This window comes from Paenibacillus algorifonticola (genome assembly GCF_050481745.1).
Lineage (GTDB): Bacteria > Bacillota > Bacilli > Paenibacillales > Paenibacillaceae > Pristimantibacillus > Pristimantibacillus algorifonticola_A.
In genome coordinates, this window is sequence record NZ_JBCNGR010000035.1 from 106440 (window position 1) to 128822 (window position 22383).

The window sequence follows — 22383 nt, forward strand, 5'->3', positions numbered from 1 at the left end:
GTAGCTGTCGAATCAAAAAAGGAGAAAATTTGTGAGCCCATTAGCATGGTATGATCTCTTTTTATTCATCCTCTTGTTTGTCGTATATATTTATGTATTTGCTACCGTTAGGATTACGAACTTACATAAGGTGTACTTCTTATTTCATTTTTTAATGATGCTTTGGCCGGTGTGTCAATTTGCCACAGATTTGACTGACGATCCGCGGTTGCAGCTGTTTTATGTGAACATGTCTTTTGTGGCACTCTCCTTGTTGGGGAGCGGTTGGCTTCTGCTCACGATCTTTCTTACCGGGAATGCTGATAAGCTGGGATTTAAAAGACTATTTCTATTGTTCGCGCCGGCGGTTATTGCAGCAGTTGGTGTCATTATAAATCCGTTTAATCTTTTTGTAGCTCCGATGAGGGGCGGTTACGTCGATAGAGCATATGGCATATGGTTCTGGATTGTGATCGTTATTCTATTGAGCTACTTTTTTGCTTCTCTCTTTGTTTTGTTTGGGGCATTACACTCTTCAAGAACGTCACACATGATCAAAAATCAAGTAAAGATCACGCTGTGGGGAATATTCGTGCTGGCCTCTTTTGCAGGTATAGACGCTATTCTTAATGTGGTATTAAAGCAGTGGCTGCCGATCATTCCTGGATTTACTTCTCTAGGCATTTTTCTTTCGGATCTATTTTTCGTATATGTCATTAAAAAATACAATGTGTTTGATCTTGTTTCCATCGCGCATGAGGACGTAATCAATACGATTCCATATGGAATCCTTGTATTAGATGAGAATGAATCCATTATTGAAGTTAATAAGGCTTTACGATTATCTATGGATTTAAAAGTGGGTGACAATTTTGATATGCAGACATTTCTTGGAACTGTTCATGTAGAGGGCAGCAGCAAGGAGTTTCTGGAGCATTATAAGCAGAAGGAAAATACGTTGTCTCAAATTGAAATTGTCACCCAGCGCGATATCGAACGTCGTTTTATCGTACAAGCTTCCCCGATTGTTGATTCTTACCCGATGCAAATCGGTCATATTATTACGTTCCAGGATGTCTCGCAAGAGCGCTTTTATGTTCAAGAAATGAATCGTCAAAATGAGATCCTCCAGGAACGCAATCATTCTCTGGATCGCATTCGTAATGAGTTATCCGAAGCCAATCGAAAGCTTGAAGAATTAGTCCTTACGGACAGTTTAACTAACTGCTACAATCGCCGATATTTGACCCAACAGTTGACTCATGAGGTCATAACCAATATTCAATATAAAACGCCATTTTCACTCATACTGTTTGATATTGATTTCTTTAAAGCGATCAATGACCGCTTTGGTCATGTAATAGGGGATGAGGTTCTTTTTCGTACAGCACAAGCAGTCAAACAATCCATTCGCGGCACCGATATTTTAGCCCGATATGGTGGGGAAGAATTTATGATCTACCTTCCGCATACAGAACGCCAGTTAGCTGAGCAATTAGCGGAACGGGTGAGATTAGCGGTAGAGTCGAACTGCATTTTGGTAGAACATGAAGTTAAGCAGGTTTCGATCACGGTTAGCGTAGGCATTTTATCCATTGAGGACTTTGATCATGAGCATGTACCGGACAATCCGGAAGGCTATTTAATTCAACTTTTTGCTGCAGTGGATAAAGCCCTTTACCAAGCGAAGCAAAATGGACGCAATCGAATCGAATTCGCAGATTTCCAGAGTGTTACGCACGCTAAGTGAATCATTGTGGCACAAATTGACTTTGATTCTGTAGGTGAGGTATACTCTTTGTGAATCAGGAAAAGGATTTTTTATTAAAATATGGTATAAAAGGGTTTTCGTGGCTTTCGAAATGAATGAGCTTCTCTTCGTCAATTTTCACTAGTTTTGTCCCTGGCCGAATCGTAGATTACCACACGTATTCTATATGTTGGAAGGAGATGGTGGCATTGAGTTCAAGAGACACGATCGAGCAGATGATGTTTACACCGGAGTTTAAGCAGAATCCCTACCCCGTCTATGAAAAATTACGAGCAAGCAATCCTATTTTCAAGCAGTTTTTCCCGAATGGCCATTATGGCTGGATCGTAACCAAATATGAAGATGCTGTGGAAGTGCTCAAGGACCCGCGCTTTATTAAGGACATAGCCAAAGTCAGCAGCATTGAGCAAACGAGTGTCATAGGCAAAAATATGCTGTTCTCGGATCTGCCGGATCATAAACGCCTACGTAGCTTTGTGCAAAAAGGCTTCACTCCCCAAATCATTGCGGGGAAGCGAGAACACATTCAGAAAATAGCCGATGAGCTTCTCGATGCGGTGGCCGCTGGACATACCATGAATCTGATTGACGATTATGCGTTTCACCTTCCGATTATTGTCATTTGCGAAATACTAGGTATCCCTGCTGAGGATCGCGAGCAATTTCGAAGCTGGTCAAATACCATTATTGAAGCCTCCTTTGAGGAGAGCAGCCGGGAAGCCTCTTTGCAGGCCCAAGATGAATTCGTAGCTTATCTTAAAGAGCGGTTCGACTTTGTACGGGAACATCCCTCAGATGATTTGATCAGCCAACTGGTGGTTGCGGATGAAAGTGGGGATCAGTTGACGGAAGGTGAACTATATGGGGTCGTTACCCTGCTCATTATTGCTGGTCATGAAACAACGGTCAACCTGATCGGCAATGGCGTGCTTGCGCTCTTGGAACACCCGGAGCAGCGCGAGCAGCTGTTGCAGCATCCTGAATACATTCATGGCGCTATTGAAGAAATGCTGCGCTACAACGGGCCTGTCGAATTCAGTACGGGCCGCTGGGCAAGCGAGGATCTGGAATTCAAAGGTCATATGATGCAAAAAAATGACATGGTCATCGTAGCTCTTGATTCTGCGAACCGTGATCCCGAGCATTTTAATCAGCCCGATGTATTCGATATATCCCGTGGCAAAAGCCAGCACCTGGCATTCGGCAAAGGAATTCATCTCTGCCTGGGCGCGCCTCTCGCAAGGCTGGAAGGAGAAATCGCCATCAACACGCTGCTTCGGCGCTTCCCGAGGCTGGAGCTTCAGGCTAATATTGCCGAATTGGAATGGAGACCAGGGATGATTGTGCGCGGAGTTAAAGAAATTCCGCTATCCATTTAGCAGTCTGGCAATTACTCATACAAGGGAGTGGAGATAACAATGATTAGCAAGGTCGGGCAAATCATGCTGTATGTAAACAACCAGGATGCGGCACGGGATTTTTGGACAGAAAAGGTTGGTTTTCATGTCGTTTCGGAAGAAGACAACGGTCAGGGCATGCGCTGGATTGAGATCGCTCCGGCCAAAGGGGCACACACAACGATCATTCTCCACAATAAGGCATTCGTTGAAAAAATGTCGCCCGGTTTAAATTTGGGTACGCCTTCTTTAATGTTTTTCTCGGATCATCTCGATCAATTACATAGCGACTTATCCAATAAACAGGTTACAGTCGGACCAGTAGTGGAAATGCCATCCGGACGGGTATTTAACTTTGCCGATCATGAAGAAAATTATTTCGCAGTAATGGAAAAAAAGTAAATACAGCTCAATAGAGCTGAACCGATACCACTGTAGGTGGCCGACTGTAATAGTCGGTCGCCTTTTTTATTTCCTTTTTTGGCACACCCCAAAAAGTTATTGTTGTTTGGTTGTATAGACGGCTATGTCATTTGCCCTTAAGATAGAGCTATTCTATTCATGAACAGATGCACGCTTTGAGTTTGAGCAACAAACAGGGGGGTGTAGAATGAACGGAAAATTTAAGCTGAACCCTATGCGGGCTTCAACCTTTTTACGAAAATTATCTATTAAGCATCGACTGTTAATTGCCTTCCTGATTACCTCGCTTCTGCCCGTCGTCTCCGTAGCGCTTTATTCAAACCTTAGATATGAGGCGTCCATTTCAGAAAAGCTAAGCACATCCACCCTTCAAGTGCTGTCCGAATCCGCAACGAATGCATCCAGAGAGCTTGCGCAATACGAGACCCTTAGTGAATCCATTATTATAAACAGCCTGATACAAAGCGGGCTCCAGCATATGAACAGCATGACGGATTTTGAGAAATACGGCTTGCAGACCGATATTAAAGATGCTTTGGGGGAGCAAGTCTTTCGCCTAAGCAATATTTCGAATGTCGTAATTTTGACTAATGAGGGCGACATCTTTTTTGATCTGGGCTATGAATGGTATCCGAAAAACCAAATAGCTGATTCCCTGCAGGGCATAACGGAAACGGCTGGCAACATAAAGTGGACGTATCTGCATTCCAACCGGGGCTCGGATAAAATTGCTTTGAGCCGCATTATTTTTTCCCAGGATAATCTGAATCAAACGTTGGGCTACCTCGTTATCGTCATTGATGAGAAGGTGTTCTCGCGCAATACTTTTGAGCATGTGGACCTTGGGGAAGGAGGCAGGCTCTACATTACGGATCATAACGGCGTCGTCGTGTCCTCCGTATCGCCTTCGATTCCCCATGGACAGGCGTATAACCAGCAAGAAGTATTTAGCACCATGATGTCCAATGGGCCCAGCAAAACCTTTTATGCGAAAGTCGATGGGGAACGCGTACTCGTAGGCAGCGCCTATATCCGGTCAGCAGACTGGCATATGATTGGCCTGATTCCGCATTCGTATATCATTTCGGAGCTTTCTGCGATTAGAGGAAGCTTGCTGTATATTTGCTTGTTCATCCTGCTATTGGCTGGACTGCTGGCCATGTGGATTTATCGCAGTATTAATCGGCCGATGCGAGATTTGCTCCAATATGCGACCCAGATCAAGCTTGGCAGGCTGGAAACCCGGCTCGGCCCAACACATTCCGATGAAATGGGGCGATTATCCGAAACGATCAATCAAATGGTCGCACGGCTCAAAATGCTGATTTATCAGGTCGAGGCGGAGCAGCAGGCGAAGCGCGAGGCGGAGCTTAGGATGCTTCAAGCTCAAATCAACCCGCATTTTCTGTTCAACACATTAAACTCCTTGAAATGGAGCGCAATGATGAGCGGGAACGAAAATGTGGAGCAAGGGATCGCGTCTTTATCCGAGCTGCTCCATAATACGATTTTGGATACCGAAGAAATGATTACGCTGGGCAAGGAAATCGACAACTTAATGCATTATGCCGTCATCCAGCGCATGAGATATGGCGACTCGTTTAAACTCGCATGCCGCATGAGTGATGATCAGCTCTATCAGTGCCAAGTTCCGCGCTTCATCCTTCAGCCGATTGTAGAAAATTCAATCTTGCATGCGGGCAGCGGGGAAGGCCGCAGAGTACATATTACCGTAGACGGCTCGATTAACGAGGGCAGGCTGCTGCTTCAAATTTCCGATGATGGCAAAGGCTTCGATATGGCCGAGGTGCAAGAGCGGAAGCATTCCCATGACAAGCTGTCAGGGATAGGGATGAGCAATGTAGAGGAGAGAATTCGCCTTCATGTAGGAAAGCAATACGGGATTAAAATCTCAAGCGAGCCAGGCCGCGGGACGCAAACATTAATCAGCTTGCCAATGACGATGAAGGAAGGGGTGCCCCATGTATAAAGTCATTATCGTAGATGATGAGATGATCGTTCGTCATGCCGTCAAAACCATCATTAAATGGGAGGATAGCCGCTTTGAATACGCAGGCTCTGCTTCGAGCGGGGTATCGGCGATGGAGCTCGTACGAAGATCCAATGCGGATATCGTCATTACCGATATGAAAATGGCTGAAATGGATGGCCTTAAGCTGATTAAAAGCTTGCTGGCGGACGGATTTAAAGGCGAAGTTCTCGTCTTAAGCAACTATAATGATTTTGATCTCGTGCGCGAGGCGCTCAAGTTCGGCGCCTACGATTATATGCTCAAGCTTACGTTGAAGACCGAAACGTTCATGCAGACGCTTGAAGAAATAGCGGCTAAGCTGGATGCCAAACGGAGTTATTTTAAACCTCAGACAACTACTGCAGAGCAGGCTGATGGCGAGCTGGCGCAGCTGTATCATTTGTTGAAAAAGCATGATCAAGAAGAGGAGCCTCAGCTGAACGGGAATATTTTTAATCAAAAGGAAAGGCAAGCGATCTCGCGTCTTCAAGGCTTATGCGGTTATACATTTACGCTATACATGCCAAAAGGCGAGCACGCGAATCATCAAACGCTAGACTTTCATGAAACGTTAGAGAGGCTTGCCGAAGGGCTGTTCCCGAACAAGCATTTTTTATTTGTATTTCATCCCCGTCCGAACCGTTACACCTTAATCATCTCCACTCCCTTGCTCCAAAATATCGTCGATCCTGAAGAAATAGCCCAACGCTTGATTAAACTGTCGGAAATGTATTATGGCCAAGTGATTAGCGTCATTTATGGCCGGCCGGCAACGTCATTTAAACATCTCATCGAGCAAATGAGCTTAAATAGGCAGGCCGAGGCGCTTCGCTTTTATACGGCGTATCAAACAGGGTGCCAGTCCAATGCCAGGCTTGCCGCAGATACGAATGAGCGGTTTCGTGAAGCAGAAGCCCAAATGCGGGAGAGCCTGCGCGGCTCTGGCGACGGTGCGATTGATCGGTGGGTGGAAAAAGCTTTTTTATTGATGGAATGCGCCGCCGAGCAGGGCATTCATGCGAAATCGCTGAAGCGCATAGTAGCAGGGGGCATTTGGGGACTTTCTAATGTGGCAGCCTTGCAAATGGACACGCCTTGGAACGAGAAGGGCTGGATTGAAAAAGTCGAAGCAGCGGACTCCGATTCCAGCTTAAAGCTCATCATTAAAGAGCTTTCGGATGAAATTCTGGTCTCCTTAGGACAAGGAACACAGCTTTCTGCATCAACTTCTACTTTGCGTCAGGAAATACGGCAAGCGTTGGCCTACTTAAATAAACATTTTGCGGATCGCGTGTCGATTTCGGATGTAGCGTCTTATGTGGGACTGTCTGAGCCGTATCTTTGCCAGCTGTTCAAGGCAGAAACGGGGAGCAGCATTTTGACCAGGCTCAATGAAATCCGCATGAACAGAGCCTATGAAATGCTCCTGTCTGGCAAGTATCTCGTGAAGCAGGTTGCCATTGAGGTGGGCATTCCAGATCCGTTTTATTTTAATCGCCTTTTTCGAAAACGCTACGGCCATCCCCCGAAAAATGTAAAAAGGATGCCGCCCGTATAATCATGAAAATCTTAAAATTGTCCATACTCATCCGCTCTTTTGTTCATTTAGCGACGCTCCTTGCGAACTTATAATGAAGTTCATTACAAATGAAAGGGGTCACTAAATCAATGGGAAAAAAGAATGGGTTTGCTTTTGCAGCAGTAGCGATCGCCCTTACTACGACGTTGGCCGGCTGCGGATCGGGCAACAGCCCGGGCAATGAAGCGACACCGCCATCCTCTGCCGCCCCAGCGGCTTCGGATACAGCTGCTGCATCTCCGTCTGAAGGTGCTTCGCCAGCAGGCGGCAAAACGTTTGAAAATCCAGAGCTGGACGTTGCCGTCTTCCAAGGCGGCTATGGCCGGGAATTTTGGGATAGCGCTGCCGAGGCATTTATGCAGGATTATCCCGGCACCAAAATCAACATTACCGCCAGCCCGAAAATCGGCGAGCTCATTCGGCCGAAAATCGTTGCGGGCAATCCGCCCGATTTTATGTACATTTCCGGCAGCGACAATACGCCGCTTGTGAACGGGCTGATTAAAGACAAGGCGCTGCTTGATTTGACGGAAGTATTCGAGGAATTGACGCCAGAGGGCACCCCGCTTAAGGATAAAATTCTCGATGGCGTTCTGGATTCCCGGGCAACGTCCCCGTATGATGATGGCAAGGTGTATTTGGCCCCTTATAACTTTGGCGTCATGGGCTTGTGGTATAACAAAGCGCTGTTCGAGGCGAAAGGGATTACGCCGCCTAAAACATGGGATGATTTCTTTGCGGCAAATGCGGCGGCTAAAGCGAACGGACGCGCTTTATTTACGTACCAAGGCATTTATCCAGGCTACCTGGAGGAAATGATCGTTCCTGCCATATATGCAGCGGGCGGCACGGAAGCGCTGAACCAATTTTTCGACTACGATCCTGAGTTTTGGAAAAGTGATACGTATAAGCAGGTATGGGGACTCATGGAGAAAATCGCAACCGAAGACAATGCTTTGATGACGGGCACCGTGGCGCTTAATCACACGCAATCGCAGACCGCCTTCCTTCAAGGCAAAGCGATGTTTATTCCAAATGGCAGCTGGTTTGAGGATGAAATGAAGGATGCGCCGCGCGAGGAAGGGTTCAGCTTCGGTTATTTAGGCGTTCCTTCGTTTGGAGCAGACAAACCGGTATCCGCCCTGACGAATGTGGAAACGGTAGTCATTCCGGCGAAAGCTAAAAACCCAGAGCTTGCCAAAGAATTCCTCAAATACTTGTACACGGATAAGATCGTTCAGCTCAATGGCGACAAGGCAAAAGCAGTTATGGCGGTTAAAGGCGCGCCGGATCTCGTTAAATCGTATATTACGGAGACGACCTACAACGTTTATAAGGCGGCGGATGACGGCATGCTTGCGGTCAATGGCGCCTTTAAGCCGGTCGCCAAAGGCAGCAAATTCAACCCAAGTGATGAAGTTTATAAGCCCTTTTCCTCGATTATGAGCAAGCAGATGACGTTGGATGAATATGCTGCCAAGCTGTATAAAGTGTATTCGGAAATTCAGAAGGAGCTGGAGGCTGCTGGAGCCTAACAAGCTGCAGGTAGCATGTTGCAGGTAGCATGGTGCAGGCTGTAGGCTGCAGGCGGGATGAGATGAGGTTTTACCTCAGGCTCATCCTTTTTTTTATATTTGCTAGTTTATGATTCATAAACCTGTAGGATTTTATGATTTCATGCATTTTTCGATGAACACCTAAAAATCCTCTATATCCATCTGCCTTTTTGTTCATTTGGTTAACGCGCTAATGAATTTATACTGAAGCTCAGGCTTTCGATTGGAGAGGGGCTGATCAGCATGTAGCGATATTCGGAATCAAAAGGCAATCCATTGCTCAGCTTTGCGTCTGAATCAAATACATGTGGGAGGAAGCAATAGAATGAAAAAACGCATGTCAGGCTTATTGGTATTGCTGATTTTATGTTCCTCTATTTTCATGATTGGGCCGGTGGCGGTAAGCGCAGCAAACACGACGTATTATATTGATTCTGCTGGTGGGAATGATGCGAATAATGGCACCTCGACAGCTACTGCTTGGAAAACGTTAACGAAAGTGAATGCGACGACGTTCCAGCCTGGTGACCAAATTTTGTTTAAATCGGGCGGGGTATGGAACGGGCAGCTGTGGCCCAAGGGCTCAGGAGCAGCGGGTTCTCCTATCAAAATCGATAAATATGGCGGAACTGCAAAGCCGATTATTAACGGCGGCGGAACGCAAAGGGATTATCAAGCGACGGGCGCCGTCATGCTGCGCAACCAGCAGTATTGGGAAATCAGCAATCTGGAAGTGACGAATGATGACAACTTTAACGTGGATTTGGTAACGACTACTTATGCAAACAGCAAGCCTACCAACATAAGAGACGGCATTCTGGTTGTGCTGGATACGAATCAAGTAGCGGCAGGCGGCGACACGATCATGGATCATATTTATATTCATGATAATGATGTGCATGATGTCGATAGTCCGAACGAATGGCCGAACCAGTATGGTAACGCCTCGTTCAATGGCGGCATTATGTTTTATGTCATTGGCGCCTTAAAGGCCAACATGACGTTCAATGATGTCAGGATTGAAAATAACACCATCGAGAAGGTCGATCTGCTCGCCATTGCCAATTTCAATTACACGACGACAACGGCGTTCCAAGACGAAATTGAACCGTACAACTTGTGGCAAACGAATATTTATATCGGGCACAACTACATGCGCAATATAGGCCAAGGCGCCATTGACGTATGTGATGCGAAGGGTGCCATCGTCGAATACAACGTCGTAGATGGCTGGTCCAAGCGCTATAACGCGGAGAGCGCGGGCATTTATCCGTGGAAATCTCAAAATGTAACGTTCCAAAATAATGAGGTTTACGGCGGACCGACGACGACGGGGGCTAATAACGGAGATGGAACCGCCTTTGATTTTGATTCGCCCAACAGCAATATCGTCTATCAATTCAACTATACCCATAACAACCCCATGGGCTGGATGTCCTATCTGGGCAGAAGCAGCAATAATATTGCAAGATACAACATCAGTGACGATAACGCTGCTTATTTAATCAAGTTTGGCTGGTTCGACGTCGATAGCTCGGCTGCGTATTTCCTGAACAACGTCTTTATTTATAATGGCGGCGTAACGAAATTCACGAATTCCAACGCTAACCTTGCCTCTACTTATTTCAAAAGTGTGCCATATTATTTTTACAATAACGTTTTTTATGACAAAAATACCCCTTCCTCCAGCTTTTGGCCGAGCAGCTCCGGCAGCTATGGAACGGCTGTATTTAGAAACAATGCGTTTTATGTAACTACCGGCAGTCATGCGGCTGGCGAACCGAATGATCCGGCGAAGGTGATTGCGCCGCCTCAAATGGTGAGTCCTGGGCAAGCGCCGACCTTAGGAGCCAATGGCTTCACAAGCGGTGCCACCGTATGGGAGGGCTACAAGCTGCAAGCCACTTCTCCGCTCATTAATGCCGGATATAATGTGCCGCAATTAGGAACGACCGATTTTTATGGAAATGCCTTATTTAATGGGGCGGCTCCGGATATTGGCGCTTTTGAATCGACCGTCACAGGCGGCGGAGGCGGTGGACCGACATCGGTCACGGTAGGTGGAACGGTAACGGCGAGCTCCACAAGCAGTCCGTCAGGAGAAGAGAAGGAAAAAGCCTTTGATGCGAATATTTCGACCAAATGGCTCATCACAACCGGAACAGGCTGGATTCAATATAAATTTGTAACCGGTGTCTCTCATATCGTGACGTCGTATGCGATAACGTCCGCTAACGATGTGCCGGCGAGGGACCCGAAAAACTGGACGCTGCAAGGCTCGAACGACGCAGCGAACTGGACGACGCTGGATACGCGCACGAATGAAGCATTTGCCACCCGTTTCTTAACCAAGACGTATACGTTCAGCAATTCGACTGCTTACTCGTATTATCGCTTGAACGTAACGGCGAATAGCGGTGGTGCAGCACAGCTGCAGCTCGCTGAAATTGGTTTGTTTACGTAAAAAAAGAAGGAGTGGGCCGCTGTTTGCTGCTCGAATGGCGGCCTCTGCAAATAGAATCATAAGCCCGGCATAGACCATTGTGCAGCCATAAGCCTGCAAGCATGAGCGTATCACCTGGGGCAGGGGGAAGGAATGATGATGATGACTATGAAAACAAAAAGAACCTTGTTCATCCTCGTATGTTTATTGCCAGGACTATTGCTGTTCTCCTTGTTCAAGGTGTATCCTACGTTTCAAATTTTTCAAAAGTCGCTGTACCTGTGGACGGGGCTCAGTGATGAGCCGAAATATATCGGACTTCAAAATTTTACGGATATGCTTCACGATGAGACGTTTCTGCTATCTATGCGCAATACGGGCTTTTTAATGCTGGTCGTGCCGATTATTACGATTATGATCGCTTTAATTAATGCCTCTATCTTAACGCAATCGAAGCTCAAGGAACGCGGCTTTTACCGCACCGTTTTCTTTTTTCCAAGCATCTTGTCATTCGTTGTTATCGCTATCCTGTGGTCCTTTATTTATCACCCTACGATGGGCTTTGTGAACACTGGCCTAGAGATGATTGGACTTGGGGAGTGGGCGAAGCCATGGCTGGGCGATCAGCGCACCGTCCTTTGGGCATTGGCGATTACCTTGATCTGGCAGGCGGCCGGGTATTACATGGTCATGTATATGGCAGGGATCGACAGCATTTCGCCGGAGCTTTATGAAGCTGCCGACCTTGATGGGGCAACCCGCATACAGCAATTTTTCCGCATAACGATTCCGATGCTTTGGGAGATTATCCGCGTCACGATTATTTTCAGCATTAACGGGGTCCTTAGCATTAGCTTTATCATAGTTTCGATTATGACGGGGGGTGGGCCTGATCGGCATTCGGAAGTCGTGATGACTTATTTATATGCCCAAGCTTTCACGAACTCGAATTTTGGCTATGCGATGGCGATCGGGGTTGTCGTATTTGTCATTTCGATGCTGCTCGCGCTTGTGAGCAATAAATTAACGGAAAGGGGATCGTATTAACATGCCCTCTGTAACATCCATTCCGGGGAAAATCGTTCTTCGCCTCTTTCTGCTCGTGCAGGCGCTCTTAGTCGTCTATCCGCTTGTATGGAATGTACTGGCATCCTTCAAAACCAATACGGAGGTTATGGAAAGCCCTTGGCGGCTGCCGTCGAGCCTAAATTGGAGCAATTATGTTCATGCTTTTACGACGGCGAAAATGGGCGATTACATGATCAACTCCGTTATTATCGTTCTATTATCGATGGCGGTGCTGCTGCTTGCGGCGGTTCCCTCTGCCTATGTGCTGGGGAGGATGAAATTCCGCTTGCGTGGATTTATAGCGCAATTTTATATGGCAGGGCTGTTTATCGGGGGCGTGTATATTATTGTGCCGCTGTTCATTTTAATGAATGAATGGCATATGCTCGATAATCGCTTTTGGTTAAGCACCGTTTATGCGACAGGCAGCTTGCCGTTTTCTATTTATTTGCTTACCGGCTTCATGAAGTCGATTCCGCACGATTACGAGGAAGCCGCCATGATGGATGGCTGCGGCTATTTTGGCATTTTGCTGCGCATTATTGTACCGATGGCCCGGCCGGGCATTATTACGCTGACTGTCTTCAGCTTCTTCGACTTTTGGAATGAATACGTGCTGGCGATGACCTTCATTACGAGCGACAGCAAGAAGACGATTCCAGTCGGCTTATCTAATCTGATGCAAATCCAGCAATTTGCTACCGATTGGGGCTCCCTTTTCGCCGGCCTAGTCATTGTACTTGCACCCACCATTATCGTATACGCGCTGCTGCAAAAAAAATTAACGAATGGCATGTCGCTTGGTGGAGTGAAAGGCTGAGTGAAGGGTCATGTGAAAGGTTGAGTGAAAGGCCAAGGGAAAAGCGGAGTGCAGCTTTAACTGAGTGGAGCAGGGGATATTGGATGCGAATGGAGGAGAAGGATGAATCGGAGTGGGTCTAACCAAAGGTTTTTCAATACGGCTGAGTCTCGAATTGTGCTATTCGCTGTCGTTATTGGAGTAGTGGCGGTTATTTCAATCGTAGGATTAAGAGCCTTGCTGCCCCCCGAGCCTCAAGGAGAGGAGATCATCCTGGAGGTGGGCGGCTTGCCTGTGACCAATGCTGAGTTTGTGCTTTATATGGAGAAGGAAAAAGGAGCCGTTACCAACTATTTTAACGTGACCTATGGGGCAGAAGATAGCGAAGCCTTCTGGACGGAAACGTTCGGAGCAGAGCGTCCGATTGATAAGCTTAAACAGCAGGCAATGGACGAGGCTGTCAAAGGAAAAACCTTGCAGCTGCTGGCCATAGAGCAGGGGCTTGCGGCAGACAGCTCCTTTCGAAGCTTCGCTGAACGATGGGAGAAAAACAATGCAGAGCGCGGCGAAAGCAAAGAGCAGGGAAAGGCGATTTTTGGCCTGGCCCAATACGATCTCAGCCAATATTATTTCTATTCCTTAAGCCAATTAAGGCTGGACCTGGAGGAGAAGCTGGGAGAAGGGGCATTGATGGTAACGAAGGACGAAGTGAAGGAACGTTATCAATTTCATGCGGCAAAGTTTGAAAATCAAACCCAAATTACCTTTAATGAACTTTCCGTCTCCTATAGCCATGAAGAACGGAAAGCGGCAGGCGAGAAAATAAAGCTGGCTCTTAAGCAGCTAGACTCCGGTACGCCTTTTGCGGAAGTGGGGAGGAAGTACGGCAAAGACGGCATACGCCAGAGCTCGCTCGTTCTAGAGCAGCAAGCCTCTCCGCTCAAAGCAGACACCTTGCTGAAGCAGGCTGCTGAAACATTAAAGATTGGCGAGCATTCCGCCATTATTGATCAGGGCAGCAGCTTCTCCATTATTCAGCTGATCGACAAAAATGAACAGTATGCGGTTCCGATTGCGAGTCTGGAATCCCAGTTGCTAAGCGAAGTGCTTCATCATAAATTCGAGCGTTATTTTGAGGAAAAGGTAAAAGCAGTGGACATTGCTGTAAATCAGGAAGCCTTCGATCGGTTGAAGGCAGGAGCGTGAACAGCCAAACGGGAGCAGACCCTTTCGGTATGTATGATCACCTTGACAAGGGGTGGCATGTATCAAAGCCCTTTCTCCAGACGTTTAACGTAAAACGAGGCTGTCCCGGAGGTCATTTGTGACCTTTCGAGACAACCTCGGTTCATTAGCTTACCCTGATTATCCTCTTAGCGAGGAAAGCTTAACGTCCAGAAAGAGCGGTAACAAATGCGCTGAGTGGAGCAGCCGGACGTCCAAGCAGCGTTTCCAGATCATTGCTTTCCACATCGAGGGAGCCTTCACGGATTGGGGCTTGTAAATCAACAATCATCGCTACGACAAAATCAGGAAGCCCTGCTTGCGTCAAAGCTTGGGCGAATGCAGCATCATCTACATCAACGACGTTGATTTCTTTGCCCAATGCTTCACCAGTGATGGCTGCAAGCTCAGCTTGCGTACGCGGCTTGCCCGACAGCTCATAAACCGTATTGTCATGGCCTTCGCCAGCTAGAACAGCCGCCGCCGCTTCGGCATAATCGCTCCGTAATGCATAGCCTGCACGCGCGGTACCAGTGGCATTCAGCCAAGGTGCTCCGTGGATGGCGCCCTGTACGCTGCCAGCTTCGTTTTCAGCATACCAGTTGTTACGCAGCAGCGAATAAGGAATTCCCGTTGCAACAATCGCTTTTTCCGCAGCGCGGTGGACTTCTGCGAGCGAGAGCGTGCTCTTGTCTGCTTTGGCAACGCTTGTATAAGCAATGAAGCCTACGCCTGCTTTTTTAGCGGCATCGATAGCGGCTTGATGCTGGCGAATACGCGTAGCATTATCTGCATCAGCGGAAACGATGAGCAAACGGTCTACACCGGCAAAAGCTTTATCGAGGGTTTCGGGCTGATCGAAATCACCGTAGCGAACGTCAACGCCTTGTGCCTGCAAATGCGCGGCTTTTTCTGGTGTACGCACACTTACCGCAAGCTGTTCAGCGGGCAGCTTTTTCAACAGGGAATTGATTACGTGGGAGCCAAATTGTCCAGTTGCGCCAGTTACTAAAATTTTCATGATTCATTCCTCCATGGGGTGGTTTTGTGTGTAATTAAACGGAATTCCACTATCGAAATCCCCTTGTAGCCTAGCTTTATTTACTATTGAAACTTTCAATGTTATAACTTAAGTGGTTACAACGAGCGTATAAAAAAAGCTGCTGCAAGAGCTTTTCTCATCCTACTTGTCCCATCATCTTCGCGATGCTCACGCTGCTTAATTTCTGCTCCATAGCAGCTTGGGCTTCCGCCAGTTCTGTCGTAAGCGAGGCTTCAATGGTTCTGCCTACAGGGCAGCGTGGACTAGAATTTTGATGAAAATGGAACAAGGGTCCCTCATCAATGACTTCAACCGCATGATACACTTCCAATAAGCTAATAGATGCGGGGTCTTTCAAAAGAGTAGCACCCCCAACACCGGGCCGGACGCTTATCAAGCGGGCTTTTTTCAGCTGGGCCATAATTCTTCGGATGACGACGGGATTCGTATTCACGCTGCCAGCAATAATATCCCCTGTGCAATCTCCCGGCATAACAGCAATCAACGTCAGAATATGGACTCCCATCGAGAAGCGGCTGCTGAGTTGTTTCATTGTTATCACCACCGTTGTAACTATCATAGTTACTTCTCGGCGGAAAGTCAATCCTGTTATTTTATTTTTTTGTGTTTGGGTTCATTGCTTTTGCATGACTTGGGCGAAGAGAAATCCAAGAAGCTGTTACGATGTCTATAGTCATTAATTCGTGTGATATACTAAAAATGTGTCATTTTGTAAAATAGGAGATCGATAAGGGGGGCTATCCATGATCCTAACAAAAGGTCAAAAAATGGATGTTACAAAAGGTCGCGGGATTACTGATATTGTCATTGGGCTTTCTTGGCAGGCGGCAGATGCGGCAATTGATATAAATGCATCAGCTTTTCTCTTAAATCAAGCAGATGTATGTGCTCAGGATGAAGATATGATCTTCTACAATCAACAGTTCAGCCGGCAGCATGCCGTTGTGCACTCAGGTCCAGCGAATGGTGATCGAGAGCTTATAAAAATTTCGGTAGGAAAGATACCGAGTGATATACATAAAATCGCGGTAACACTCACCATTCATGATGGGGAATTGAACGGCCAAGCCTTTTCCCAAGTTCGCAGCGCTGTAGGGCGAATCTATAACCCGATCAACGGCGAGGAGATAGGAAGATTTAACTTCGGAGAAGGCCTTAGCATAGAAACAGCTATCGTTGTTGGGGAATTTTATCTTCATAAGGGGGAGTGGAAGTTTAGCGCCGTCGGAAGCGGGTTTGAGGGAGGGCTCGCTGCTCTTGTTAGCAACTTTGGACTCAAAGTATACAGCGAATCACATGCGGAAGTGGCTGCTGCTGCTGAACCCGCTGTTTCCCCTGCAAAGCCACACCAACTGCTAAAAGTGGAGCTCAAGAAGAAAGAAAGCATTAACATTCAAAAGTCGGCCAAGGTTACGGCGACTCTGGAATGGCAAACGGATAAGGATTTGGATTTGTATTGTTTTTATGTAACAAAGGACAGGCAGGTTGGCAAAATCTATTATCGCAACTTTGGATCGCCACATACTGCACCGTACATTCAACTGGATGGGGATGCTTTGGGGCATGGTAAAGAAACGATTGTCATTCATCGGCCGGAAGCGTTAAGCTTCGTTTTATTTGCTGCCTATAGCGCATTAAGCAATGGAACGGGCAGCTTTAAATCGATGAAGGTTCGCGCAATTGTTGATAATCATCAGGGCCAAACCGTAACAGCACCACTGCTCGAGAAAAACGATTACGCCTATTGGGTAGCAATTGCCCACATCGATTTCACAGATGCCAAGCAAATGCGAGTCAGTCACGTTGAAAAATACTCCAAAGACGGGGAAGAGCGTAGTCCGCTTCTTTATGCAAATGGAGATTTTAAAATGGATGTTGGCCCTGAAGAGTTTAAGGATGATTGGGACTGAGGTTCCGCTATTCTGGCTTTTTATGCGATTTCGGGTCGTATGCGGACAGGAGATCCGTTATTGGCCTCATTATCCCCTCAAAATAGCGATTTTTAGTGCAATAGCTGCTCCTGAGTCCGCGAACTATGCTATAACCAGTGATTCGGTTGAAATAGCGGCTGCTGTGTCCAACAAGCTTATTGGAGTTACGTTCAGCACCAATTAAAAGCATTATCCCAAACAACTGCATTCAGACGAATGCGGTTTTTTTGTTGTATTCCCTCGCCCTGCCGGATGAACTAATGAAAGTGCTATTTTACCTAATCATCGTGTCATTACAATGATTTATGTCATTGATAAAATGATGAAAACGGATACAACAGAGCAAGGCATCATGCGCATTAAGCTAGGAGAGGGTGTTACGGATGAACGAGACAGGCGTCAGACGCTTGGGCAGCAGACTGTTTTTCATGGGTCCTGCGCTGTTGATTTTTTTGGCAATCGTTGTTGTGCCGATCAGTATGAGCATTTATTATAGCTTCTTCCAATGGGATGGAGTTTCGGCAAAGATTTTTATTGGAGGAGACAATTTCAATCGGCTGATTCATGATCCGATCCTTTGGACCTCGCTCAAAAACTCCGTGTATTTAACATTGGGAGCGCTTTTCATTCAGCTGCCAGTCGGTTTGTTCTTTGCCATTGTGCTTAGCTACAAGCTGAGAGGATCACATTTTTTGAAAACGATTTATTTCACGCCGGTTATGCTGTCTACAGCCGTGCTTGGCATTTTGTGGGGGCAAATTTACGATCCGAATTTCGGTCTGCTGAATAATTTGCTGATGCAGCTTGGGCTCGACAGCTGGGCACATGCTTGGCTCGGAGAAGAAGCGACGGCGCTAGGGTCGGTAATCGCGGTTGTCGCTTGGCAGTTTATCGGCTTTTATATTATCGTCTATTTCGGCGCGCTTCAGGGCATTTCCGAAGAGGTGCTGGAGTCGGCACGAGTAGAGGGCGCTGGGGAGTGGAGAATTATTTTCAGCATCCAAATCCCGCTCATCTGGCCGACCATTACGTTCACGGTGCTGAACTGTGTGATCAATTCTTTGAAATATTTCGACCTGATTTATATTATGACGGGCGGCGGGCCGAATAATAGCAGTGAAGTGCTAGCAAGCTATATGATGAAAAATGCCTTCCGCATGATGGACTTCGGTTATGGCAGCACCATCTCGACATTCCTGCTGCTGTTCGGACTGTGCCTCGCATTTATGATTTCCAAGCTTCTGAGCCGTACAGGCGCCAGATTCGAATAAGAGAAAGGAGAGATGAAGGTGAGCGCGACGCAAACAATGCAGCCGGCGGGGACGCGCGGCAAAGGTTTTTCCCGATTGCTGCTGTATGTGCTGTTACTGGTGCATCTCGTATTTACAGGATATCCGTTCGTATGGATGGTCATTTCCTCATTCAAAACCAACAAAGAGTATTTCGCCAACCCTTGGGGTCTGCCGGAATCCTGGCATTTCGATAATTTTGTGCAGGCCTGGAACCAAGGCATCAACGGCTATTTGTTCAATAGCTTGTACATTACTTTCTTCTCGGTTGTCGGGCTGCTGGTCGTATCGACGCTGATTGGCTTTTACTTATCGATTCGGCCGTTTAAAGGCTCGAAGCTGCTGCTGGGGGCCTTTTTTCTCGGCATGATGATTCCGATCCACAGCACCTTGATTCCATTGTTTACGATGGCGAACAAGCTGGGTATGTATGACTCGTTCTGGGCGTTATTTTTCCCTTATGTCGCCTTTAATCTTCCGGTCGCTGTCTTTATTGCCCATGGCTTCTTTCAAGGGGTGCCGAAGGAGCTGGAGGAGGCGGCGATGATTGACGGCTGCTCGATTTACCAGACGTTTTTCAAAGTGTATTTTCCGATTGCGAAGCCCGTTCTGGCAACGATTACGATTCTTTCCTTTTTCAACATTATGAATGATTTCGTCTTTCCGCTCGTTATGGTTTCCAAAGAATCGCTCAAAACACTGCCGCTCGGCCTTATGATGTTCAAAGGCAACTTCAGTGCCGATTATTCGCTCATCAGCGCGGCATTGGTCATTACGACAGCTCCTATCCTTATTTTATATATGTTTCTGCAAAAGTATATTCAAAAGGGGGTTGTAGCGGGCTCGGTTAAAGGTTGATCGAAACATCTATTTATGAGCTGCGGCATTCGACACTATCCAAGGGGGAAACAAACATGAAAAAGGGTCTTATTTTATTGTTGGCAATGATGATGGTAGTGATGGCAGGCTGCTCTAGCGCTGGAAACAAGGCGGAAGGCGGATCGACAGAGGCTGCATCGGGCGATGTAACCAAGCTGACCATGTGGAGCATGGAGACGAGAAACAAGGCTATTATTGAAAAGTCGATCAAGCAATTCAACGACGAGCATCCGAATGTGGAGCTTACGGCTGAGTTTTTTGAAGACGAGGCTTTGAAAACAAAAATGAAAGTAGCCATTACAGGCAACCAGGTGCCGGATATTATTACGTATTGGAGTGGCGAGACTTTCGATACGCTCGTATCCAACAGCATGCTGGGCGATATTACGGAACCGCTTAACAAGGATGAGGCGTTCAAAAACGACGTGCTTAACGGCGGATTGGAAACGTTCTCTTACGACGGCAAAAACTACGGCATTCCCGTTCTGTTCAGCGGCGTATCCCTGTGGTACAACAAGCAAATTTTTGATGAAAATGGGCTGACTCCTCCGACAACCTACGCAGAGCTGCTAAGCGTTGTAGATCAACTGAACGCTAAAAATATCGTTCCGATTACAGTTGCAGGCAAAGACCGCTGGCCGGTTCTGCACTGGTTCTCTTATCTGGCCCAGCGCATCGGCGGCATGGAGCCGTTCGAGAAAGCGAAAAAAGGCGAAGCCGACTTCACTCAGGACAGCTTTGTGAAAGCGGGCGAAATGCTGCGTGAGCTTGCTGTCGATCATAAAGGCTTCATCAATGGTTTCCTTGGTCTTGATTATGCAGCAGCGGAATCGTTGTTCACGAACGGCAAAGCTGCGATGTATTTGCAAGGCGAATGGGCAATGAACTCCTTCCTGGATGGCGACTTTGCCGATAAAGTCGGCTTCGTGCCATTCCCGACCGTAGATGGCGGTCAAGGCGGCATTAACACTTACCAAGGCGGCTTCGGCGCAGGCATGGCGATTTCCTCCAAGACGAACCAGGAAGCTGCTTATGAAGCGATCCGTTTCCTTACGGACTCGCTGCAGCGGAAGGAAATTAATGAGGGCGCGAACATCAGCCCGATGAAAAATCCAGGACTTGAAGAGGCAAAAATGAATCCGCTCGCGTTTGCCTACGACAGCTCGATCAGCAGCAGCCTGGAAGGCTTCTTCAGCTACTACGACCAAGCGCTGGACGCGAAGCGTGCCGAGCAGTTCCTGAACTCGGTCGGTGCGATCGTCGGCCAAAATGCAAGCAGCGTTAAAGACGAGCTGGCAAAAATCAAGTAACAACGGCTGGAGCTCACGAGACAGGAGGCGTTTACGATTAACGTAATTAACAATCCGATATTGCGGGGCTTCAACCCCGATCCTTCAATCATTCGTGTCGGAGACGACTATTATATTGCGACCTCGACCTTCGAATGGTTTCCCGGCGTTCAAATTCATCATTCTCGCGATTTGAAAAACTGGCGGGTGCTAACGCACCCGCTTACTCGGGCGAGTCAGCTCGATATGATCGGCAATCCCGACTCTGGAGGAGTATGGGCGCCGTGCCTCAGCTACGATAACGGCACCTTCTATCTGGTGTTTACCGATGTAAAGAGCCATATGGGACCGTTCAAGGACACACATAACTATGTCGTCACGGCAACCGATATTATGGGGCCTTGGTCAGAGCCGATTTATTTGAACAGCAGCGGCTTTGATCCTTCTCTGTTTCATGATGAGGATGGCACCAAATGGCTGGTCAATTTGACATGGGATCACCGAAAAGGGAAAAATCCGTTCGGCGGCATCGTCATTCAGCAGTATTCCGAGGAGCTGAAGGCGCTAACGGGACCGATTCAAACGATATTTGACGGCACGCAACTTGGTTTGACGGAAGGTCCTCACCTTTACCGTCATGACGGCTATTATTATTTGATTACCGCCGAGGGCGGCACGCGCTTTGGCCATGCGGCTACAGTTGCCCGCTCACGGACGCTGCTTGGCACCTATGAGGCCGATCCGGCTGGGCCGCTCCTTACGTCAGCGGACCGCCCAGAGCTAGCGCTGCAAAAGGCGGGCCATGTCAGTCTGGTCGAGACGCAGGATGGGCAGCTGTACATTGCCCATCTGTGCGCGCGGCCGCTCAGCCCTTCGGGAAGCTGCACACTAGGACGGGAAACGGCCCTTCAGAGGGTCGTTTGGACGGAGGATGGCTGGTTGAGACTTATCGGCGGAGGCCACTCGCCGGAAATTCAGGTGAGCGCGCCTGCACTGCCGGAGCATCGTTTTGCGGCGGAGCCGGAGCTTGAGCATTTTGACGGGGATGCGATTAGCATTCATCTTCATACGCTGCGCGAGCCGCGGAGTGAGCAATGGGCAACGCTGAAGGAGCGCCCCGGCTATATGAGGCTGAAGGGAAGAGAATCGCTGTATTCCTCCCACCGGCAGAGCCTGATAGCGCGCCGCCAGCAATCGTTCACAGCAGCTGCTGAAACGGTGGTTGAATTTGAGCCAGATACTTATCAGCAGCTTGCTGGGCTTGTATACTATTATAATACAAAGAATTATTATTACTTATGGATCAGCCGCGATGAGCAGCTGGGCAAATGTCTCGGCATTATGCAGAGCGACCGCGCCGTATATGATGAGCCGCTTGAGCAGCCCGTATCGATTGATGGGGCAGAGCGCTGCTATTTGAAGGCGGAAGTCCGCCATGAGGCGCTGCAATTTTACTATTCGCTGGATGGAGCAGCTTGGCAGCCGATTGGCCCTGTTCTGGATGCCAGCAAAATATCGGATGAAAACGCCGAGCTGGTGAAGGACGGCATTGCGCTGGATCAAGGCTTCACCGGGGCATTTATCGGCATTTGCGTACAGGATTTAAGCGGACGAGGCAAGCATGCGGACTTTGATTATTTCAAGTATTCTGAAAGGTGAGC

General features: G+C 47.7%; 17 protein-coding genes. 15 read left to right on the forward strand and 2 right to left on the reverse strand.

Annotated elements, in window-relative coordinates; translation table 11 throughout:
- The first annotated feature begins 31 nt into the window (after window positions 1–31).
- The 10 genes from ABEW34_RS24905 to ABEW34_RS24950 all read left to right on the forward strand — a co-directional run bounded on the left by ABEW34_RS24905 (window position 32) and on the right by ABEW34_RS24950 (window position 14253).
- Entirely contained in the window at window positions 32–1729 is a 1698-nt protein-coding gene (locus ABEW34_RS24905; RefSeq protein ID WP_430162358.1) for a diguanylate cyclase, read from the forward strand.
- Window positions 1730–1938: 209 nt separating this feature from the next.
- Window positions 1939–3129 (forward strand): cytochrome P450 family protein, encoded by a 1191-nt coding sequence (locus ABEW34_RS24910; protein WP_430162360.1) that lies wholly within the window; start codon window positions 1939–1941, stop codon window positions 3127–3129.
- Between the two features lie 39 nt (window positions 3130–3168).
- On the forward strand, window positions 3169–3549 hold the full coding sequence (locus ABEW34_RS24915) for a VOC family protein (RefSeq protein ID WP_430162362.1): 381 nt from the start codon (window positions 3169–3171) through the stop codon (window positions 3547–3549).
- Between the two features lie 208 nt (window positions 3550–3757).
- Window positions 3758–5560 carry a sensor histidine kinase gene (locus tag ABEW34_RS24920; protein WP_430162364.1) on the forward strand — a complete coding sequence of 601 codons (1803 nt, stop codon included), beginning with the start codon at window positions 3758–3760 and terminating at the stop codon, window positions 5558–5560.
- On the forward strand, window positions 5553–7160 hold the full coding sequence (locus ABEW34_RS24925) for a response regulator transcription factor (RefSeq protein ID WP_430162366.1): 1608 nt from the start codon (window positions 5553–5555) through the stop codon (window positions 7158–7160). Before ABEW34_RS24920 ends, ABEW34_RS24925 begins: the two co-directional genes overlap by 8 nt.
- 110 nt (window positions 7161–7270) lie before the next feature.
- Complete coding sequence (locus ABEW34_RS24930; RefSeq protein WP_430162368.1) at window positions 7271–8716, forward strand: carbohydrate ABC transporter substrate-binding protein; 1446 nt, start codon at window positions 7271–7273, stop codon at window positions 8714–8716.
- Between the two features lie 346 nt (window positions 8717–9062).
- Window positions 9063–11201, forward strand: coding sequence for a discoidin domain-containing protein (locus tag ABEW34_RS24935; protein WP_430162370.1), 2139 nt, complete (start codon window positions 9063–9065; stop codon window positions 11199–11201).
- A 135-nt stretch (window positions 11202–11336) separates the two neighbouring features.
- Window positions 11337–12227, forward strand: coding sequence for a carbohydrate ABC transporter permease (locus tag ABEW34_RS24940; protein WP_430162372.1), 891 nt, complete (start codon window positions 11337–11339; stop codon window positions 12225–12227).
- A 1-nt stretch (window position 12228) separates the two neighbouring features.
- Window positions 12229–13068: a carbohydrate ABC transporter permease gene (locus tag ABEW34_RS24945; protein ID WP_430162374.1), complete on the forward strand. Its 840-nt coding sequence runs from the start codon at window positions 12229–12231 to the stop codon at window positions 13066–13068.
- 102 nt (window positions 13069–13170) lie between these two features.
- On the forward strand, window positions 13171–14253 hold the full coding sequence (locus tag ABEW34_RS24950) for a peptidylprolyl isomerase (RefSeq protein ID WP_430162376.1): 1083 nt from the start codon (window positions 13171–13173) through the stop codon (window positions 14251–14253).
- A 181-nt stretch (window positions 14254–14434) separates the two neighbouring features.
- On the opposite strand, the gene ABEW34_RS24955 is transcribed toward ABEW34_RS24950, so the two are convergent.
- Complete coding sequence (locus tag ABEW34_RS24955) at window positions 14435–15292, reverse strand: SDR family oxidoreductase (RefSeq protein ID WP_430162378.1); 858 nt, start codon at window positions 15290–15292, stop codon at window positions 14435–14437.
- Window positions 15293–15449: 157 nt separating this feature from the next.
- Window positions 15450–15866 carry an Rrf2 family transcriptional regulator gene (locus tag ABEW34_RS24960; protein ID WP_430162380.1) on the reverse strand — a complete coding sequence of 139 codons (417 nt, stop codon included), beginning with the start codon at window positions 15864–15866 and terminating at the stop codon, window positions 15450–15452.
- 211 nt (window positions 15867–16077) lie between these two features.
- Between ABEW34_RS24960 and ABEW34_RS24965 the strand changes: the two genes are divergently transcribed.
- The 5 genes from ABEW34_RS24965 to ABEW34_RS24985 all read left to right on the forward strand — a co-directional run bounded on the left by ABEW34_RS24965 (window position 16078) and on the right by ABEW34_RS24985 (window position 22381).
- On the forward strand, window positions 16078–17244 hold the full coding sequence (locus ABEW34_RS24965; RefSeq protein WP_430162382.1) for a TerD family protein: 1167 nt from the start codon (window positions 16078–16080) through the stop codon (window positions 17242–17244).
- 404 nt (window positions 17245–17648) lie between these two features.
- A complete protein-coding gene (locus tag ABEW34_RS24970; protein WP_430162384.1) occupies window positions 17649–18536 on the forward strand; it encodes a carbohydrate ABC transporter permease in 888 nt (295 codons plus the stop codon).
- Window positions 18537–18554: 18 nt separating this feature from the next.
- Window positions 18555–19412, forward strand: a complete 858-nt coding sequence (locus ABEW34_RS24975) for a carbohydrate ABC transporter permease (RefSeq protein ID WP_430162386.1) — start codon at window positions 18555–18557, stop codon at window positions 19410–19412.
- A gap of 56 nt (window positions 19413–19468) precedes the next feature.
- Window positions 19469–20743 carry an ABC transporter substrate-binding protein gene (locus ABEW34_RS24980; protein WP_430162388.1) on the forward strand — a complete coding sequence of 425 codons (1275 nt, stop codon included), beginning with the start codon at window positions 19469–19471 and terminating at the stop codon, window positions 20741–20743.
- Window positions 20744–20779: 36 nt separating this feature from the next.
- On the forward strand, window positions 20780–22381 hold the full coding sequence (locus ABEW34_RS24985; protein WP_430162525.1) for a glycoside hydrolase family 43 protein: 1602 nt from the start codon (window positions 20780–20782) through the stop codon (window positions 22379–22381).
- Window positions 22382–22383 lie beyond the last annotated feature (2 nt).

Excerpts from the sequence above, each read along its gene's own strand:
- ABEW34_RS24920 (WP_430162364.1), top strand. The coding sequence starts at position 3,758 with ATGAACGGAAAATTTAAGCTGAACCCTATGCGGGCTTCAACCTTTTTA.
- ABEW34_RS24955 (WP_430162378.1), bottom strand. The coding sequence starts at position 15,292 with ATGAAAATTTTAGTAACTGGCGCAACTGGACAATTTGGCTCCCACGTA.
- ABEW34_RS24970 (WP_430162384.1), top strand. The coding sequence starts at position 17,649 with ATGAACGAGACAGGCGTCAGACGCTTGGGCAGCAGACTGTTTTTCATG.
- ABEW34_RS24935 (WP_430162370.1), top strand. The coding sequence starts at position 9,063 with ATGAAAAAACGCATGTCAGGCTTATTGGTATTGCTGATTTTATGTTCC.
- ABEW34_RS24950 (WP_430162376.1), top strand. The coding sequence starts at position 13,171 with ATGAATCGGAGTGGGTCTAACCAAAGGTTTTTCAATACGGCTGAGTCT.
- ABEW34_RS24925 (WP_430162366.1), top strand. The coding sequence starts at position 5,553 with ATGTATAAAGTCATTATCGTAGATGATGAGATGATCGTTCGTCATGCC.
- ABEW34_RS24960 (WP_430162380.1), bottom strand. The coding sequence starts at position 15,866 with ATGAAACAACTCAGCAGCCGCTTCTCGATGGGAGTCCATATTCTGACG.
- ABEW34_RS24915 (WP_430162362.1), top strand. The coding sequence starts at position 3,169 with ATGATTAGCAAGGTCGGGCAAATCATGCTGTATGTAAACAACCAGGAT.
- ABEW34_RS24980 (WP_430162388.1), top strand. The coding sequence starts at position 19,469 with ATGAAAAAGGGTCTTATTTTATTGTTGGCAATGATGATGGTAGTGATG.
- ABEW34_RS24945 (WP_430162374.1), top strand. The coding sequence starts at position 12,229 with ATGCCCTCTGTAACATCCATTCCGGGGAAAATCGTTCTTCGCCTCTTT.
- ABEW34_RS24930 (WP_430162368.1), top strand. The coding sequence starts at position 7,271 with ATGGGAAAAAAGAATGGGTTTGCTTTTGCAGCAGTAGCGATCGCCCTT.
- ABEW34_RS24940 (WP_430162372.1), top strand. The coding sequence starts at position 11,337 with ATGATGATGACTATGAAAACAAAAAGAACCTTGTTCATCCTCGTATGT.
- ABEW34_RS24965 (WP_430162382.1), top strand. The coding sequence starts at position 16,078 with ATGATCCTAACAAAAGGTCAAAAAATGGATGTTACAAAAGGTCGCGGG.